An 18,119-nucleotide genomic window follows, 5' to 3' on the forward strand; every position below is an offset into this window, starting at 1 on the left:
CTCAGCGATTCCACTTCATTCCGATGGCGTGACGCCAGCAGCCGAGCAATTCGGCGCCGGGTTCCGTGCTCCAGTCGATGAGGGCGTGAGCCGCACCAGGGTTCCCGGCGGCGTCGAGCTGGAGCGCGAGGTGGGTGGCGATGCGAACGGCCGGTCCGTAGTTCTCGAAGCGCTGCCCCTGCTCGAGCACGGCAAACTCGGCGTCGGTGAGCCATGCGGCCAGTTGTCCGCCGGCGCGAGGATTGGCGCCCTCGGTGTCCATGAGATCCCGACAGGCCTGGAGGGCGGCCTCGGCGGCCGGAGTCGCCTGGCGCATCTCGAACGAGTCCCAATCCGGGCTGCACAGCGCGATGAAACCGCCGGGGCGCAGCACGCGACGCATTTCGCGGAGCGCCGCCTTCGGGTCCATCACGTGCTCGAAGAGGGCGTGCGCGAACACGAGATCGAACGACGCGTCGCCAAACGGCAGGGCATCGGCCTCGGCGGTGGTGAAGCGCACGTTGGTCAGTTCGCGACCCTCGGCGAGGCGCGAGGCACGGGCCACCTGGGCGGCATCGCGATCGATGGCGGTCACGCGCCCGGGCAGCACGTGCTCGGCGAGGCTTTGCGTGATCGTGCCGGCGCCGCAACCGGCGTCGAGCACCTCGAGGCCACGGTCGAGCAGTGGCAGCACGAAGGTTGCGGGCGATTCGCCGGTGGGAACCGCGAGGAACGCGGCGGTGGGACTGGGGCGTTGGCCCGGTGTATAGGTATAGGGCTCGCGGGGTCGCCGGGGCGGTCGCGTGGGAGCTTCGAGTGTTTGCATGGTCGGTGGGTTTGGTTTGGGTGACCCCCGGCCTTCGACGCCCGCGGAAAATAAAAATCCCACGGCCGTCGAGTGCCGTGGGTTTGCTGGTTTTTCGTTAGGGGTGGTGAGGCATCAATCCAAACGAAGCAGACCCGCGGCGTCGGTAACGACGACGGCGGAGACTGCTACGAGAATGGCGATGTGCTTCAACACTGGGTGGAGACGTAGACCGGGAAGCGGGATTTGTCAACGGGCAATCCTGCCGCTTGGCGGCGGGCAGGTGGATGCGTAGGCTCTTCGCCATGCTCTCCCGGATGATCTTCGTTCTCGCCCTGACGCTCGGCGCCGCGCTCGCGCAGACGGTGTCGCTTTCCGATTCCCAGGCGCTCGCGATCGGGCGGCGCATCTGGAAAAACGAGTGCGCGGGCACGGTGAGCGGGCTGACGTCGTGGAATCGCGGCGAGGATTTTGCGTCGCTGGGCATCGGCCATTTCATCTGGTATCCCGCCGGCGGGCGCGGCCCGTTCGAGGAAAGTTTTCCGGCGCTGGTGGGCTTCCTTGCGAGCGGCGGCGTAAAGGTTCCGGCCTGGCTGCGCGGACCCTGCCCCTGGAAGACGCGCGCCGCGTTCATGGCGGAGTTCGACGGGCCGCGGCTCGAGCAACTCCGCGCCCTGCTCGCGGATACCGTCGCGTTGCAGGCGCGATTCTGCGCGCAGCGACTGGAGCGGGCTCTGCCGAAGATGCTCGCGGCGGCGCCGAAGAGCGAGCGGGAGCGCATTCGCGCAAACTTCTACCGCGTCGCGGCCGAGCCGATGGGCATGTATGCGCTCATCGACTACGTGAACTTCAAGGGCGAGGGCGTGAGCCCGACCGAGCGTTACGCGGGCCAGGGCTGGGGCCTGATGCAGGTGCTGGCGGCGATGAAGTCCGGCCCGGCGCTCCCGGAATTTGCGCGGGCGGCGAATGTCGTGCTGACTCGCCGGGTGGAGAATTCTCCCAAGGCGCGCCACGAGTCCCAGTGGCTCCCGGGCTGGCGTAATCGCGTCGCCGGCTACGCGGGCGGCTAGCGCTTGCCGGTGACCTTCAACTTGCCGGCGAAGGCCGGATCGCTGGACGTCACGCTGGCCGTGAACTTCGCCCGGCTGCCGTGGAAGGAAACCTTGCCGTTGAGGTTGATCAACGTGCGACCGTTATCATTGATGCGGTATTTGAGTTTCACCCGCATCGTCCGGCCGGAGGCGATGATCTTCCCTCCGCCGTGACCGCGCCACGTGCCGAGCGTCACGCGACCGTGGGCGTTGCCCTTGCTGTTGAACTTGAGCGTGTGCGTGACCGCCCAGGGTTCCGCCGATCCCGCCTGCGCGAGAATCCCGTTGAAGAGGAAGGTGCCGCTGGGCGAGCCGGGATTTCCGGTGAACGTGAGCGTGGCCGGCGCGGTGAATGTCTGCCCGCCGCCGGTGGAGGTCGCCTTGCCGGTGTAGGAACCGGCGAGATTGACGAGGCTCGGTGCGGCCGAAACGTCCGCGCCGAGGCAGAGCATCGCGGCGAGAAGCGAAACAAGGCGGGGACTTTTCATGAAGGCGATGCCGGAAGTTATTTCCCCGGGCGGGCGGTGTCAAAATTTTGGCACGCCTAGTGCGCGGAAAGTGACTTGTCAGCACCGGCGTCGCGCGGGAGAACGGACCCGATGACGAAAGAGGAAATCGCGGAGGTGCTCGAAAACTTTGGCCGGCTGCTCGAGCTCAAGGGGGAAAATCCGTTCAAGGTGCGCGCCTACGCAAATGGCGTGCGGGCACTCGAGACGCTCGGCGAGCCGCTGGAAACCCTGATTGCCGAGGATCGGCTCGACTCCGTGGATGGCATCGGCAAGGCGATCGCGGAGAAGATCACGACGCTCGTCCGGACCGGTCGCCTCCCGCAATACGAGGAACTGCGCGACTCGTTCCCGCCGGACATCCTGCTCCTTTTCGAGCTGCAAGGCCTCGGTGCGAAGAAGATCAAGGCGATCTACGACGCGCTGAAAATTTCGTCGTTGAGCGGGCTGGAGCGCGCCTGCCGGGATGGCCGGATCGCTGCCCTGCCGGGCTTTGGCGAGAAGACCGAGACGAACATTCTCGCGGCGATCGAGCATCGCAAGAAGAACTCCGGCATCTTCCTGCTCGGCGATGTTGCGGGCGTCGCCCAGCGGCTGCTCGACGATCTGCGGTCGCATCCCGAGGTGCTCTTCGCAGAAATTGCCGGCAGCTACCGGCGCTCGAAAGAGGTCGTTCACGATCTCGATCTCATCGTCGCCACCCGCGAGGCGCAGCTTGTGAGCGAGGATTTCGCCGCGCACGAGTTCGTCGATCGCGTGCTCGCCGCCGGGGCGACCAAGACGAGCGTCGTGCTCAAGAGCGGGCTGCAATGCGATCTTCGGGTGGTCACCGCCGCCGAGTTTCCCTTCGCGATCCAGTATTTTACCGGCAGCAAGGAGCACAATGTCCGCCTGCGCAGCCGCGCGCTCGAGCGGGGATGGTCGCTCAACGAATACCGCTTCAGCGTCGCCGAGGGGCGTAAGCTCGTCGAGCCACTGCCCGAGGTGCGCGAGGAGGGCGACATCTACCGCGCCCTTGGCCTGCGGGCGATTCCGCCGGAGCTTCGCGAGGATCGCGGCGAGATCGATGCGGCCCAGCGTGGAGACCTGCCGCGCCTGATCGAACTGCACAACCTGCGGGGCACCTTTCACAATCACACGACGGCCAGCGATGGCCGCGCGACGCTCGAGCAAATGGCGGAGGCGGCGCGGGAGCTCGGGCTCGAATATCTCGGCATCGCCGATCACAGCAAAAGCTCGGTGCAGGCGAACGGATTGGACGCGAAGCGCCTCGCCGCGCAGCGCGCGGAGATCGACCGACTGAACGCGGAGTTCGACGGATTCCGCCTCTTCGCCGGCACGGAGTGCGACATTCTCAAGGACGGTTCGCTGGATTTTCCCGACGATGTGCTGGCCACGCTCGATTACGTCGTCGCCTCGGTGCACGCCTCGTTCACGCTGAGCGAGGCCGAGATGACGAAACGCATCATTCGCGCGATTTCCAATCCGCACGTCACGATGCTCGGCCATCTCACCGGGCGTCTGCTCACGACGCGCGATGCCTACAAGGTCGACGTCCCGGCCGTGATCGAGGCCGCGGCCGAGACCGGCACGATCATCGAGCTGAATGCGAACCCGCGTCGGCTCGACATGGACTGGCGCTGGTGGCCGCTCGCACGGGAGAAAGGCGTGAAATGCGCGATCAATCCCGACGCGCATTCCACGCGCGGTCTGCAGGATCTCGTGTTCGGTGTGCGGCTCGCGCGCAAGGGCTGGCTCACGCGTGACGACGTCGTGAACTGCCTGCCGCTGTCGAAGATGACGGAACTCCTGAAGCGGTAGCGCTCCCGCGCGGGGAAGTGAAAAGCTTTGCCCTCTCGAAGCCGAGGGTATAAGTGGCTGCTTTTTTATGAGCCGAAATGTGGGGGCGGATTTTTTGAGCGGGCTGACTTCGGCGATTTTCGTGGCGGTCCTGGTCCTGGCGGGTGTGAAGGGGGCGTCGGCCTCGATCGTCCTGTATGAGACGTCGTTCAACAATCCGCCGTTCGTGGCGGCGAGCTATTGGTCGGGCGTGGACGGGTGGTATGCGAGCGATCCCGGCAATGGCTCGGCGGCGGTGGCCTCGGATGGCGGCGCGGTCTATCTCGGCTACACTCCGCCGGCAGGAAGCGCTTCCTTCGTTGAACGCAGTTTCATGTTCGATCCGGTGGCGCGTGGATTGCCGATCGTGAAGATCAACACGCAGATGGCGATCGTCGATTCGACCAACTCCCGATTCGATGCCTTCGGCCTGGTGCTCTACAATGCGGCCGGCGAATTGCTGGGCGTGATCTTGTTTAATAACGCGGATTTTTCGCTGGCCTACAACGATGGCGGCAATGTCGACCATGTCCTTCCCGGCCATTTTTCCGCCGGCGTCTATTTTCGCATCACCTGGACGATCGACTTCTCGACCAACCTCGCGTCGGCGATCGCGACGAACCCCGACGGATCGACCTTTTCGCTGTTCTCGAATCGCACGTTCAACGCCACGGGGCGGTCGCTGAACCTGGGCGCGTTCGATTTTGGGTGGATCGTGAATTCCACCGGGACGGCGGGGGACAACTACCTGCTGGCCGACTCGTTTTCGGTCGAGGCCTTTCCGGCGCCGACTCTTTCCGGTGGCCGGTGGCAGCAGCATCGCACGCGGAAATCCTCCTACACCCTCCGTGGCACGCAGGCGGCCGACGACAACGTGAGGGTCCAGGTGCGCGCCCCGGGAAAGCGACGCTGGGCGGCGGCGAGAGGGTCCTCGACCCAGTGGTCCTTCCGGGTCCGCAAGCTTGCCCCGGGCAAAAACTTCATAAAAGTGCGCCTGCTAAACGCTGTGGGAGCCGTGATCGACCAGAGGAAGGTCGTCATTTTGCGAAAATAGACCGGGACGAATTCGCGCCGCTCGACCACGCGCCAGCGATCAGGTAAGCAGACGGGATGTCGTTAGAACTCCTTTCCATCATTCCCGGCGGTCCGCCCGCCATTGGCCCCTACTCGCCCGCCGTGATCACGGAGGGGCGCACGCTCTTCATCTCAGGGCAGATCCCCTTCGATCCCTCCGCCGGAGGAATCGTTCGCGGCACGGTCGCCGAGCAGACCGAGATCACGCTCACGAATCTCGAGCGCGTCGTGAAGACCGCCGGCGCGACGCTTGCGCAGGTCGTGCAATGCCGCGTTTTCCTCGCGGACCTCACGAAGGAAAATTTTGCCGAGATGAACGGCATCTACGCGAAGTTCTTCGGCGAGCACAAGCCGGCCCGCACCACGGTGGGGGCTCAGTTGCTCGGCTTTGACGTCGAGATCGAGGCCGTCGTCGCGCTCGGCTAGTTCATGGGCGCAGCGATTCCTCTCACGCCGCTGCCGCCCGCGGGCGAGCCGGGCTGGGAGGCGCTGCGCCGGCGGTTTCGCGGGCGTCCCGCGCTGGTTCTCAGCCAGGCGTGGCGGGGCGCTCCGGAGCCGCTTTTCGCGGCGGGGCAGGTGCGCGTCGCGCTCGAAGGGATGTCGCTGGCGGTGCTGGCGACCTTCCGGGATCGGGATGTTTTCAATCCCGTCACGCATTTCAACATGCCGGCCTTTCCGCACGGCGATACGTTCGAGATCTTCCTGCAGCCGTCCGGCCAGCGGGCGTATTTCGAATTTCACATCACGCCGGGCGGGGCGATTTTGCAGCTCCGGTGGCCGGAGCCGATGCGCGACATCCCGCTCGATTGGGCGGGGCTGCCCGATCCGCTGCTCGGCTACAAGGTCAGCCGCTGGCGCATCCGGGCGCGCACGCGCGAGGTGCGAGGCGGATGGGAGGCGTATGCGGAGATTCCGCTGCGGAGGATCTTCGAGGAAAGCCCGCCGTGGAATGGCAGTCGGCTGCGGGTGAACTTCGCTCGCTACGATTACACGAGGGGAAGACTGCGACCGGTGGTATCCGCGAGCGCCCCGCACGGCGAGCTGGACTTCCACCGGTCGCAGGAATGGACCGAGGCGGAATTGAATTTCCGCTGATTACTGCTGGTCGGGCTTCCTCCGGCCTTCGCCGCCCTGCCCCCCGCCATTCCGACGGGCCTGCATCTGCTGCTGGAAGGCTTCCCATTTCGGCTTCTGCTCGGCGGTGAGAAGCGGCTCGATCTGGGCGTTGGCGGCCTCGCGGGCCTTTTGGAAGGCTGCGCGCCGATCTTCGCGGCTCATCGAGGAATCCATCCCCAGCCGGAGGGAGGCGAACTGCGACTCGGTGATCGCGCGGATCTTCTGCATCTGGTCATCGGTGAGTCCGACCTCGGTCTTCATCTGCTGCATGCGTTGCTCGGCGCGCTGTTGGAAATTGCCGCCGCCACCGGGACCGCTCCCAGGACGATTGCCGCCGGCGTTATCCGGGGCGGGAGTTGCCGCGGTGACCGTGGAAGCGGTTTCCTCGGCGGGAGCTGGCGCGGTCGCGGTGGTTTCCGCCGGAGGCGCCTTGCGGGAACACGCGGCGGGAAGCAGCGCCGCGGCCAGGAGGGAGGGAAGGAGAATCCGTTTCATATTCAAACGATGAAACTCTAGTTCGCGCTGTCGGTTGCGCGGCTGGCGGGATCTTTCCGCGGGGCGGGTTCAGCCTTCATGAGGCTGACCGCCAGGCCGCCGCCCATCGTCAGGGCGAACCCGAGAATCTGGCCGAAGTTCGGACGTTCTCCCAGCACCGCCCAGGCCAGCAACAGGGTGGCGATCGGTCCCACCGTGCCAATAATCGCGAAGCGCTGCGCGTTCGTCCGCCGCAGCCCCACGCTCAGGAGCAGGGTGGGGGCGACGGTGCCGAGGATCGCCAGGATGGCGCCGTCGCCATAGACGGAGGTGGGCAGGTGGAATATCGGCGTAATCGGGCGCGCCAGGAAGGCATGGGCCAGCATGAACACGCAGGAGAAACTTCCCGCGATGCCGGCGAAACGCATGGCGCCGACGCGCTTGATCACGCCGCCGCTCCACAGAATGAACAGCGCATACGTGAACGCGCTGGCGAAGATCAGGGCGGTGCCGAACGTGGTGCGGTCGTTGCCGACCGGGGCATGCGTTTCCCCGATGAAGGCCGCGACGATCCCAAGCCACGCGATGATGCACGCCGTCCACGTGATCGCCGGCACGCGCTTGCGCAGCACGAAGGCCGAGATCACCAGCACCATCGACGGGTAGGTGTAGAGCACGATGCGCTCGAGGCCGACGCTCACGTATTGCAGGCCGGTGAAGTTCACCAGCGACGAGACGTAGTAGCCGATGAATCCCAGGCCGGCCAGCCGGGCCCAGTCCCTGCGGGTGAGCCGTTCCGCGTGGCGGGACCACCAGAGCGCCATCGCGATGAAGAAGGGCAGCGAGATGCCCATGCGCAGCGTGAGCACGGAGAGGGCGTCGGCGCCGTGGGCGTAGGCGAGCTTTGCGACCACGCCTTTCGAGCAAAAGAGAATCGAGCTGCCCGCGACGATGGCAAAGGTTGCCAGCGGGCCGCCGGGGTGGGTGGTCGTGGGTGATGCCGTGGTGGTTTTCATGGAAAAAAGAAAAGCCCGCCGGAGAGGGAATCTCGGGCGGGCTGCGGAAGGGAAAAATTCGCGAGGCGCTAGGCGAGGGCGAAATTCCTCCGGGCCGGACCGAGAGGGCCGACAAGCCAGATAAGGAGTGGAATTCGCTTCGCCATGGAGTTCGCGGAATGTGGCGGCGTCTTGTGGGAAGGACAAGCCTTGGTTATCGTCGCGGGCATGGAGTTACCTGATTTGCCGGCGGCCGTGGATGAGCCGGCTGCGCATCCGTCCGCGGGGCCGATTGGCGTTTTCGATTCCGGCATCGGCGGGCTCACGGTGGTCGCCGCCCTGCAGAAGCTGCTCCCGGCGGAAAAAATTTTCTACATTGGCGACACGGCGCGGGTGCCCTACGGCGGCAAGAGTCGCAGCACGATCGAGCGTTACAGCGTGGAGATCGCCGGGCTGCTGCTCGCCGAGCAGGCGAAGCTCATCGTCGTCGCGTGCAACACGGCCTCGGCGCTCGGCGTGCCGCGCCTCAAGAAAATCCTCAACCTGCCGGTGCAGGGCGTGATCGATCCCGGCGCCGCCGCGGCGGTGCGGTCCACGCGGAATGGTCGTATCGGCGTGATCGGCACGCGGGCGACCATCGCGAGCCGCGCCTACGAGCAGGCGATCCACGCGCTCTCGCCGGATGCCGAGGTGTTCGCGGAGCCTTGCCCCGTGCTCGTGCCGCTCATCGAGGAGGCGTGGTTCGACGACCCGATCACGGATCAGGTTCTCCATCGCTATCTCGCGCCGCTGCTGGACGAGGGGATCGACACGCTCGTGCTCGGCTGCACGCATTATCCCTTGCTGCGCGCGGCGATCGGGCGCGTGGCGGGCGAGGGCGTGACGTTGGTGGACTCGGCGCACAATTGCGCGCTCGCGGTGAACGACATCCTGCACGAGCGGGGCCTGGCCGCCCCGGAGCTTCAGCTCGGCAGTCTGCAGGTGGCGCTCACCGACGCGACGGAGGGCTTCCTTCGCGTGGCCGAGGAGGCGCTCGAGCTCGAGATCGGCGACGTCAAATTGCGCGCGGTGCAGGCGGCGGCGTAGGCGAAGGCCGCGGCGAGCAGGAGCCAGCCGGGTAGGAGCGCCCATCAGCTCCGCCTTCGCAATATTTCGCCTCCGCTCGGCAGCGTCTTCGCGGGAGTATTTCCTGTGGATGTTCGCAAGCGCTTCGGCTATCCGCTGGAACGCGGCGGTTTTCCTCACTACGGCTGGGTGAGCAGGCGCTTTTTCAGCTCCGGCGGCAGGCTGGAGCCGGCGACCCAGGCCCGGGCTTTTGGCGGATCGTTGCGCATCCAGGTTTCGGCCAGTTTCTGCTGGCGTTGCAGTCTTTGCCTGGCGTCGCCTATCGAGGAACTCCAGTCCATGGCCAGCTGAGGATTTGACGCCGCGAGGGCTCCGGAAAAGCTGGCGATGCTGTCGTCCCGTTCTTTGCCCGGTGGCACGCGGGCAAACCATTGCAACGCTCGGTCGGGATCCTGTCGGACCCAGGTTTGCATCACATTGCCAAGAGCGCTGCTCCGGGAGTTTCCGCTCGGAAGGGCAAGGGTCCATTCCGCCGCCGCCGCGGGCTCGCTTTGGGACCAGCTTGATGCAATGGTCCGGATCGATTGGTCGCGAGCGGGACCTTCGGCGATTTGCATGGCCCAGCGGCTGGCTGCGGCGGGATCGTTTTGGGCCCAACTGGAGACGAGTTCGCGGTAGACGCCTTTCGTGCCGCTGCCCGCGGGGAGGCTTGCGACCCATTGCGCAGCGGCGGCGGGGTCCTGTCGGGCCCAGTTCGACGCCACGGATTCAAGGGAGGCCCAGAGCCCGCGCCCGTCCTTCAAGGTGGCGGCCCAGGCGGCGGCACTCCTGGGGTCGGTTTGGGTCCAGTTGGCGGCGATTTCTCGCATGGCGTTTTTCGCGCTTTCTCCCCAGGGCAATAAGGCCGCCCATTTGGCTGCTGCCGGGGCGTCGCGTCGGGCCCAGTTCGAGGTGATGGAGGCGATGGCGTTGGCCTGGTTTTCGCCGTCGGGAAAACTCTCGAAGAGCTGGGCGGCGGCTTCCGGGTTTTCGTTCGCCAGCCCCTGGATGAGGCCGCGCAGGGCTGCCTTTTTCACGGAGGGGTCGGTTTGCGATTCCACCCAGCGCCGGGCGGCGGCGGCATCGGTTTGCGCCCATCGCTGGGCGATGCTGCGCAGCATCTCGTTTTGATCGCTGATGGAGGTCACCATTTCCGTCAGGGCGAGGGCTTTTTCCGGACTTTCGTTCGCAATGGAGTAGAGGAGATTGCGGGCCACGTTACTGCGCTGGGTGCTGGGCTGCTGGCGGTCGAGCCAGTTCAGCATGCCGTCGAAATCGGCGCGCGCCCATTGTTGGGCGACCGCGGACGCCGCTTGTTGCCGGGAGCTGAGATCCGGCAGGCCATTGGCCCAATTCATGGCCGCTTCGCGGTCGATCAGGCTCCATTGATCGGCGACGACCATGATGGCGGCGACGCGCATTGCCATGGAGGGAAGCTGGAGGGCCCGGGCCGCGGCTTCGGCGGGATTGCGTTTCACGAGTTGCGAGAAAATGGGGTAGATGGCCTCCTCGGAACGGCGTCCGCCCGCCGGCTGCAATGCGATGTTCAGCGCCGCCTCGGGATCACTTTGGGCGAGGGCCGAAAGGAGGATACCGTCCGCCTGACGCTTCATTTCTCCCTCCGGCTGCTGCCCGACCCAGCGCCGGGCGGACTCGTAGTCGCTGCCGGCCCATTTGATCAGGGCGCTCTGCACGAGAGATTGGCGCGCCTTGAGGGGAAGTTTCTGAGCGTATTCGATGGCGGCTTGGGGATCGACCGCGACCCAGGCGCGGATTACCGCGTCGAGCGCGACCGACTCGTTTCCAGCGGTGCGCCCGCGGAGACCGTCCGCGACCTGTCTGGCGTTTTCGCGGGTAATGCTCCTGGTCAACCACCATAGCCGGCCGGCTTGCTCCGGGTAGTCGGAAGACGTTTCGCCGAGGAGATTGGAAATTTCTGCGACAAGATCCGCGCTCGACACCGCTGCGCCGCCGCCTTTGGAGGGAAGCGGTGCGCCAGGGCTCGGGTGGCTCGAGTCGGCCGGGCGTCGGTCCTGAGAGGCTCCGGCTGGTCCGGAGTCTCCCGCCGGTGTCGCGCGTCCGGAGACGTTGGAAAAAAATACGGCGCATGCGTATCCGGCCAGGAAGACGCATACGAAAGCGGCGGCGAGGGGGAACCACCTTTTCATCGCTGCCCGAGTGAGATGCTTTTCGCCGCGGCGAGCAAGGCCGTTTTTGGCGGACAAACGCCATCGGACGGCTCGACTCGCGAAAAGAGCTGAAGCTGCGGGCGGCGACGCCTCGGCTCATCTGTTGACGCCGGTTGATACGCACAGCCGGAACCTCGATATGTTACGAACCATGACGATGTCGAAACAAGCTATCCCGGTCGCTGGCGATCCGCTCTGGTTCAAGGACGCGGTCATTTACGAGACGCATGTGAAGACCTTCGCCGACAGCGACGGCGACGGCATCGGCGACTTCCGCGGGCTCATCAGCAAGCTCGATTACCTTCAGGATCTCGGCGTCACCGCGATCTGGGTGCTCCCGTTCTATCCCTCGCCGCTCAAGGACGACGGCTACGACATCGCGGATTACTTCAGCGTGAATCCCTCCTACGGCACGCTGAAGGATTTTCGCGATTTCCTGCGCGAGGCGCACAAACGCGACCTGCGCGTGATCACCGAGCTGGTGCTCAATCACACCTCGGACCAGAACGCGTGGTTCCAGGCCTCGCGCCGGGCGGCGCCGGGCACGCGCGAGCGCGAGATGTATGTGTGGAGCGACACGCCGGACCGCTACACCGACGCGCGCATCATTTTCCAGGACTTCGAGACGTCGAACTGGTCATGGGATCCCGTTGCCCGCGCCTACTACTGGCACCGGTTCTACTCCCACCAGCCGGATCTGAATTTCGAGAGCGAGTTCGTGCACCGGCAGCTTTTCAAGGTCATCGACTTCTGGCTCGGGATGGGCGTGGACGGTCTGCGGCTCGACGCCGTGCCGTATCTTTACGAGGCCGAGGGAACGAATTGCGAAAACCTGCCGCGCACGCACGAGTTCCTCCGCAAGCTCCGGGCGCACATCGACGCGAAGTTCAGCGACCGCATGCTGCTGGCCGAGGCGAACCAGTGGCCCGAGGACGCCGTCGCCTACTTCGGGCAATCCAAGGACGGGGCCCCCGTGGGCGACGAGTGCCACATGTGTTTTCACTTCCCGGTGATGCCGCGGATGTTCATGGCGCTGCAGATGGAGGATCGCTTCCCGATCATCGACATCCTCGAGCAGACGCCCGCGATTCCCGAGACCTGCCAGTGGGGGATGTTCCTGCGCAATCACGACGAGCTCACGCTCGAGATGGTCACCGACGAGGAGCGCGACTACATGTATCGCGTTTACGCGACCGATGCGCGGGCCCGCATCAATCTCGGCATTCGGCGCCGGCTCTCGCCGCTTCTGAACAACAGCCGCCGTAAGATCGAGCTCATCAACATCCTGCTCCTGTCGCTGCCGGGCACGCCGATCCTCTACTACGGCGACGAGATCGGCATGGGGGACAACATCTTCCTGGGCGACCGCAACGGCGTGCGCACGCCCATGCAATGGAGCCCCGATCGCAATGCCGGCTTCTCGTCCGCGAACCCGCAGCAGCTCTTCCTGCCCGTCACGATCGACCCGGAATATCACTACGAGGCCGTGAACGTGGACAACCAGGAGCGCAACGTCTCCTCGCTGCTGTGGTGGACGCGGCGCACCATCGCCATGCGGCAGCGCTTCCGGGCGTTCGGCCGCGGCACGATCGAGTTCCTGTTTCCCGACAACGCGAAGGTCCTCGCGTTCTTCCGCAAATACGAGGGCGAGGTCATCCTCGTGGTCGTCAATCTCTCGCGCTACTCGCAGGTCGTGGAGCTCGATCTCTCAGCCTACGCCGGCCACACGCCGACCGAGCTTTTCAGCCAGAACAAATTCCCGATCGTCAAGGACGCGCCCTATCTCCTCACGCTCGGGCCGCACGGCCATTACTGGCTGCAGCTCGAGCAGCTCGCCGACGTGACGAACATGCCGGAGAAGCGCCCGACGCCGGCTTTCGCGGGCCGCTTCACGTGGAAGGAGCTGCTCAGCCCGGAGGGGCGCCGCCTGCTCGAGCGCGACGTGCTGCCGGCCTACGTGGTGAATTGCCGCTGGTTCGGCGGGAAGGCCCTCGCCCGTCGCGACATGAAGCTCGCGGACATCATCCATGTCGACACCGAGGGCTGCGACGCCCGCATTCTTCTGATCGACGTGAATTACGTCGAGGGCAGCCACGAGACCTACGTGCTGCCGATCGCCATTGCCGAAGGGGACGCGGCCCACGCGTTGCGGCAGGACCATCCGCAGGCCATCATCGCGCAGTTCCAGGATGACGGCCACGCGACGATCCTCTTCGACGCTCTCTACGAGCCGAACTTCCGCGCCGCGCTCCTCGCCATGATGACCCGCGGCCTCTCGCCCAGGGGCCAGGCGGGCGAGCTCGCCGGCCTCGCGAGCAAGCCCCTGCGGCGCCGCGTCGAGTCTGGCGAGCCGATGTCCTCGATCATCCTGCGCGCCGAGCAGAGCAACACCTCCGCCATCTTCGGCGGCGAGTGGTTCCTCAAACTCTATCGCCGCCTCGAGGAGGGGCTGAATCCCGACGTCGAAGTCACCCGTTTTCTCACCGAGCGGGCAGGATTTCCGAGCGTGCCGCCGTTCGCCGGCGCCGTGGCCTACGAGGAGCCCGGTAAGCCCCCGCGGATGCTGTGCATGACGCAGGCGCTCGTGCAGAACCAGGGCGACGCGTGGTCTCTCACGCTCAACGTCGTCGGCCAGTATCTCGAACGCGTCCTCACGGAAAAGCCGCCGCTGCCCAGCGTCGCCCTCTCGCCGCTCTCGGAGATCATGGCGCCGCACCCGTTTCCGCCCGAGTTCGTCCACGTGCTCGGCACCGCGTATCCCGACCGCGTGCGCCAGCTCGCCCAGCGCACCGCCGAGATGCATATTGCCCTCGCGAGCGAGCGCACGGATCCCGCGTTCAAGCCCGAGCCCTTCAGCGCGCTCTACCAGCGCTCCGTCTATCAATCCATGCGCAACGGTCTGCGACGCACGTTCCAGCTCCTCGCGAAGAGGCAGCGTTCCGCGCCGACGGACGAGGTCGGCGCCATGCTCGCCCGCGAGTCCGAGATCCTCGGTCGCATGGCTCGGATCGTGGGCCGGAAAATCGTGATGGATAAGATTCGCATCCACGGCGACTACCACCTTGGGCAGGTGCTCGATACCGGCCGCGATTTCGTGATCATCGATTTCGAGGGCGAGCCCGCGCGCCCGATCAGCGAGCGTCGGTTGAAGCGTTCCGCCCTGCGGGACGTCGCCGGCATGCTGCGCTCGTTTCACTACGCCGCCTACACCGCCCTGGCGCAGCAGATTACCGTGCGCGACATCGACATCCCGACCGCCGCGCCGTGGGCCGACCTGTGGTATGAATTCATTAGTCGCACATTCCTGCAGAGCTACCTCGCCACGGCCGGCGACACGGTCTTCCTGCCGCACAACTCCGAGGATCTCGCCGTGCTGCTCGATGCCTACCTGCTCGACAAGGCCGTCTACGAGGTCGGCTACGAGTTGAACAATCGGCCGGACTGGTTGCGCGTCCCGCTCCGCGGCATCGCGCGCATCCTCGAGGGTTGAGCGGCGCGGGATCGAGCCGCGCCGCCCTCGAATCTCGATCAACGGAGAGGGGAATTAGCGAGAGGACTCCTGGCTGTCCTGTGAAGGTCCGCAGCCGCTCTGGTCACTGGACGATCCCCCGTTACGGGGACCATGGGGCTTCCGCCGCGGCTTGGGCGCGAACTCGTCGGGCGTCAACTGGCCGTCGGCGTTCTTGTCCAACGTGGCGAGGGCGGCGGGAGAGTCCGCGATCTCCGCGGCCGAGATGATGCGGTCCTTGTCCGCGTCGAGCGCCTTCACGAGCGGATCGGGCGGGGGCGGGCGCTGGGAGGAGGGCTTTTCGTCGTCGTCCCGCGCCTGGGCCGTTTTGTCCTTGGGCGGCTTCGGGCGGGCGAATTCATCCTTCGACAGCGCGCCATCGCCATTCTTGTCCAGGGCGGCGAGGGCGGCCGGGGTGTTCGCGATTTCGGCCGCCGAGATCACCTTGTCGTGATCGGCGTCGAGCGTGAGGACCAGTCGTGAGGGCGGCGGACCTTTGCGATCGATTTTCTGGGTTTCCCCGCTGGTCTGGGAGTCGTCCTGCGCCATAAGGGGCAGGGCGGTGAGAGCGGCGATTGTTCCGAGGAGGATTGGTGTTTTCATCGGCGCCAAGGAAAACATCCGGACGTTAAGCTTGTGTGTGCGGCGATGCGGAGATTTGTAAAGTTTCGGTAAATTCCGCGTCTCGAGATCGGGGGAATGCAAACAGGCCGGTGGAAAATTTCCCACCGGCCTGCGTTCTTCCCGAGGATTGGATTACTCGTCTGCCTTGGTCCCGTCGGATTTCTGGTCGTCGGCGGGCTTTTCACCCTGCGGCGGTTTTGGCGGCGGCGGGCAGAGTTCCTTGGGGCTGAGCTGGCCGTCCTTGTTCTTGTCGAGGGTGAGGAGCGCCTGCGGGGCGTTCCTGATCTCGGCTGCGGAAAGAATCCCGTCGTCGTCCGTGTCGAGGATGTGGATGAGCGGCGAGGGCGGCGGGGGCATCGGCGGGCGGTGTTCGCCGTTGGGGCCGCCGTGGGGACCGCCGCCGTTCGGAGGCTGCTGGGCCGGGAGCAGGGTGATCGCGCCCAGCGCAAGGATCGGAGTGAGGAGCAGGATTTTCATTGGATGTGGTTTTGGATTTGAGGCGAGCGGCGCGATCTCTCGGGGGCAAGGCGGGCCGTTCTGGAATCAATAGACCGCGCGAAGGTTAAGGCCGTGTGAGCGCGGGCCCGGAGATTTGTAAATCTTTTGTAAATCTGAGCGTAATCGCCGCCGGCCCCGCGTTATTTTTCCGGCATGTCCGCCACCGCCCCCGCCGCGCACCGCGTGCTCGTGATCGATGACGATCGCAAGCTCGGCCGGCTCATCCAGGAGTATCTCGAGCCGATGGGCTATACGATCACTCTGGCCGTGACGGGGCCGGAGGGCCTCGAACAGGCCCGCGGGGAAGCCTTCGACGCCATCCTGCTCGACGTCATGCTGCCCGGCCTCGACGGCTTCGAGCTGCTCCGCGAGCTGCGCAAGACGCACGACACGCCGGTGCTCATGCTCACGGCCCGCGGCGAGGAGGCCGACCGCATCGTGGGCCTGGAAATGGGGGCCGACGACTACCTGCCGAAGACCTTTTCCTCGCGCGAGCTGCTTGCCCGGCTGCGGGCCGTCATGCGCCGCGGCGCCCGCCGCGCGGCTGCGGAGCCCGCCGCCGAACTCGTCGTCGGGGCGCTGCGGCTGGACCTCGGCACCCGCGTCGTCGTGCTGGACGACCACCCGCTCACCCTCACGCCCGTCGAGTTCGACCTGCTCGCCGCGCTGGCCCGCACGCCCGGCCGCATCCGCACGCGCGAGCAGCTTCTCGAGGAAATTCGCGACCGGGATTACGACGTGTTCGACCGCTCGGTGGACGTCCACATTTCCGCGCTGCGCAAGAAGCTCGGGGACGACCCGCGCGATCCCCGCTTCATCCAGACCGTGCGCTCCGCTGGCTACCTCCTGCGCCGCCCGGCCTGATCTCCCCGCCATGCGCCTCCCGCTCTACACGAAGATCCTCGGCTGGTTCCTGCTGAACCTCCTGCTCATCGCCGTCGGCCTCGTCATCTTCCTGCAGGCGCATTTCGGTTTCGGGCTCGATGCCCTCCTGTCCGGCCGAGCTGGCGATCAGGTTGAGACGGCCAGCCATTTGATCCTCGGCGAATTGCGCGGCCGCACGCCGGAACAATGGAGCGAAGTGCTGCATCGCTACGATGTCGCCTACGGGGTGACCTTCACCCTGCTCGGCCCGGCGGGTGAATGGCTCGCGGGAGGCTTGCACGAGTTTCCCCCTGGAGTGCGTGCCCTGGTGGGCCGCCGGCCCGGTCCCGGTCCCGGTCCCGGCCCGCGCGAAGGCGTCCCTCCAGGACGCCCGATGCCGCCGCGCACGCTCGTGCAAACGGCGGACCCGCTGCGCTACTGGGCGCTCCTGCGCGTGGACCTTCCGGGGCGGCGCCCGCCCGAGCCGCCGGGCACCCTTGTGATCGAGTCGATGTCGTTGAGTGCGGGCGGATTGTTCTTCGACGTGCGCCCGTGGCTGGCCGTCGCCCTGGCGGCCGTCGCGGGGTCCGCGCTGTTTTGGTTCCCGTTCGTGCGGCGGATCACCGGGGCCATTGCGGAAATGGGCGCCGGCGCCACGCGTTTCGCCGAGGGGAAATTCGCGGAGGCCGTGCCGGTGCGGTCCCGCGACGAACTCGGCGCGCTCGCCGAAGAGATCAACCGCATGGCCGCCCGGCTGGATGGCTACGTCTCGGGCCAGCGGCGGTTCCTTGGCGACATCGCCCACGAGCTGTGCGCCCCGCTAGCCCGCATGCAGATGGCGCTCGGCATCCTCGAGGAACGGGCGGCCCCCGCCCAGCGCGAGCGGCTGGGGGACCTTCGCGAGGAGGCCGACCACATGTCCGCGCTCGTGAACGAGCTGATGTCCTTCTCGAAGGCCTCGCTCGGCGGCGCCGCTCCCGAGTTGCGGCCGGTCGACGTTCGGCGCATCGCCGGGCGCGTCGTCCAGCGCGAGGCCGCCGGGGGCGTGACCCTCGAGATGCCCGCCGAGCTTCCCGCCATGGCGGAGCCCGAGCTGCTGGAGCGCGCGCTGGCAAATCTCGTGCGCAATGCCCTGCGCCACGCCGGGGCCGCCGGCCCCATCGCCATTCACGGCGAGCGCCGCGGCAGCGCCGTCACCGTCGCCGTGCGGGATTCCGGCCCCGGCGTGCCGCCCGAAATGCTCGCGCAGATCTTCGACCCGTTCTTCCGCGTGGATACCTCGCGCACCCGCGAGACCGGCGGCGTGGGCCTCGGCCTCGCCATCGTGAAAACCTGCGTCACCTCCTGCGGCGGCACCGTCGAGGGGCGCAACCTCAGCCCCCGTGGCTTCGAGGTGACCATCCGCCTCGCCGCGCCGGGCGAGCCGCGCTGACTCCCCCGCCCGCGAACCGGC

The 18,119-nt window shown here is 66.4% G+C and carries 16 protein-coding genes; 9 read left to right on the forward strand and 7 right to left on the reverse strand.

Translation table 11 applies throughout. The annotated features are described in order from the left end of the window. Nucleotide 1: 1 nt before the first annotated feature. The gene (locus VIM61_12115) at nt 2-805 is read right to left on the reverse strand and encodes a methyltransferase domain-containing protein (GenBank protein ID HEY8901147.1); all 804 of its coding nucleotides are present in this window, start codon (nt 803-805) and stop codon (nt 2-4) included. 266 nt (nt 806-1,071) lie between these two features. On the opposite strand from VIM61_12115, the gene VIM61_12120 reads away from it, so the two are divergent. Beyond that, complete coding sequence (locus tag VIM61_12120; GenBank protein ID HEY8901148.1) at nt 1,072-1,854, forward strand: hypothetical protein; 783 nt, start codon at nt 1,072-1,074, stop codon at nt 1,852-1,854. Here VIM61_12120 and VIM61_12125 read toward each other — a convergent pair. Then, a complete protein-coding gene (locus VIM61_12125) occupies nt 1,851-2,363 on the reverse strand; it encodes a hypothetical protein (GenBank protein ID HEY8901149.1) in 513 nt (170 codons plus the stop codon). The two genes, VIM61_12120 and VIM61_12125, sit on opposite strands and share 4 nt — an antisense overlap. Nucleotides 2,364-2,474: 111 nt before the next feature. Between VIM61_12125 and polX the strand changes: the two genes are divergently transcribed. The 4 genes from polX to VIM61_12145 all read left to right on the forward strand — a co-directional run bounded on the left by polX (nt 2,475) and on the right by VIM61_12145 (nt 6,389). Then, nucleotides 2,475-4,202: a DNA polymerase/3'-5' exonuclease PolX gene (polX, locus tag VIM61_12130; protein HEY8901150.1), complete on the forward strand. Its 1,728-nt coding sequence runs from the start codon at nt 2,475-2,477 to the stop codon at nt 4,200-4,202. Between the two features lie 121 nt (nt 4,203-4,323). Further along, a complete protein-coding gene (locus tag VIM61_12135) occupies nt 4,324-5,274 on the forward strand; it encodes a hypothetical protein (GenBank protein HEY8901151.1) in 951 nt (316 codons plus the stop codon). 56 nt (nt 5,275-5,330) lie between these two features. Further along, nucleotides 5,331-5,720: a Rid family detoxifying hydrolase gene (locus VIM61_12140; protein ID HEY8901152.1), complete on the forward strand. Its 390-nt coding sequence runs from the start codon at nt 5,331-5,333 to the stop codon at nt 5,718-5,720. Between the two features lie 3 nt (nt 5,721-5,723). Then, nucleotides 5,724-6,389, forward strand: coding sequence for a carbohydrate-binding family 9-like protein (locus VIM61_12145; GenBank protein HEY8901153.1), 666 nt, complete (start codon nt 5,724-5,726; stop codon nt 6,387-6,389). On the opposite strand, the gene VIM61_12150 is transcribed toward VIM61_12145, so the two are convergent. After that, the gene (locus tag VIM61_12150) at nt 6,390-6,905 is read right to left on the reverse strand and encodes a hypothetical protein (GenBank protein ID HEY8901154.1); all 516 of its coding nucleotides are present in this window, start codon (nt 6,903-6,905) and stop codon (nt 6,390-6,392) included. It abuts the gene before it with no gap. Nucleotides 6,906-6,922: 17 nt separating this feature from the next. Beyond that, the gene (locus tag VIM61_12155; protein HEY8901155.1) at nt 6,923-7,900 is read right to left on the reverse strand and encodes a DMT family transporter; all 978 of its coding nucleotides are present in this window, start codon (nt 7,898-7,900) and stop codon (nt 6,923-6,925) included. Nucleotides 7,901-8,107: 207 nt separating this feature from the next. Between VIM61_12155 and murI the strand changes: the two genes are divergently transcribed. After that, nucleotides 8,108-8,965, forward strand: coding sequence for a glutamate racemase (gene murI / locus VIM61_12160; protein HEY8901156.1), 858 nt, complete (start codon nt 8,108-8,110; stop codon nt 8,963-8,965). Nucleotides 8,966-9,123: 158 nt separating this feature from the next. On the opposite strand, the gene VIM61_12165 is transcribed toward murI, so the two are convergent. Next, on the reverse strand, nt 9,124-10,854 hold the full coding sequence (locus VIM61_12165) for a hypothetical protein (protein ID HEY8901157.1): 1,731 nt from the start codon (nt 10,852-10,854) through the stop codon (nt 9,124-9,126). Between the two features lie 475 nt (nt 10,855-11,329). Between VIM61_12165 and treS the strand changes: the two genes are divergently transcribed. Beyond that, nucleotides 11,330-14,662, forward strand: a complete 3,333-nt coding sequence (gene treS, locus VIM61_12170; protein ID HEY8901158.1) for a maltose alpha-D-glucosyltransferase — start codon at nt 11,330-11,332, stop codon at nt 14,660-14,662. A 54-nt stretch (nt 14,663-14,716) separates the two neighbouring features. Here treS and VIM61_12175 read toward each other — a convergent pair whose 3' ends face one another. Next, nucleotides 14,717-15,283 (reverse strand): hypothetical protein, encoded by a 567-nt coding sequence (locus VIM61_12175; protein HEY8901159.1) that lies wholly within the window; start codon nt 15,281-15,283, stop codon nt 14,717-14,719. A 153-nt stretch (nt 15,284-15,436) separates the two neighbouring features. Continuing rightward, nucleotides 15,437-15,781 (reverse strand): hypothetical protein, encoded by a 345-nt coding sequence (locus VIM61_12180; GenBank protein HEY8901160.1) that lies wholly within the window; start codon nt 15,779-15,781, stop codon nt 15,437-15,439. Nucleotides 15,782-15,955: 174 nt separating this feature from the next. On the opposite strand from VIM61_12180, the gene VIM61_12185 reads away from it, so the two are divergent. Then, nucleotides 15,956-16,666, forward strand: coding sequence for a response regulator transcription factor (locus VIM61_12185; GenBank protein HEY8901161.1), 711 nt, complete (start codon nt 15,956-15,958; stop codon nt 16,664-16,666). Nucleotides 16,667-16,676: 10 nt separating this feature from the next. Continuing rightward, on the forward strand, nt 16,677-18,098 hold the full coding sequence (locus VIM61_12190; protein HEY8901162.1) for a HAMP domain-containing sensor histidine kinase: 1,422 nt from the start codon (nt 16,677-16,679) through the stop codon (nt 18,096-18,098). Nucleotides 18,099-18,119 lie beyond the last annotated feature (21 nt).

The sequence above is a fragment of the Chthoniobacterales bacterium genome (assembly GCA_036569045.1).
GTDB lineage: Bacteria > Verrucomicrobiota > Verrucomicrobiia > Chthoniobacterales > JAATET01 > JAATET01.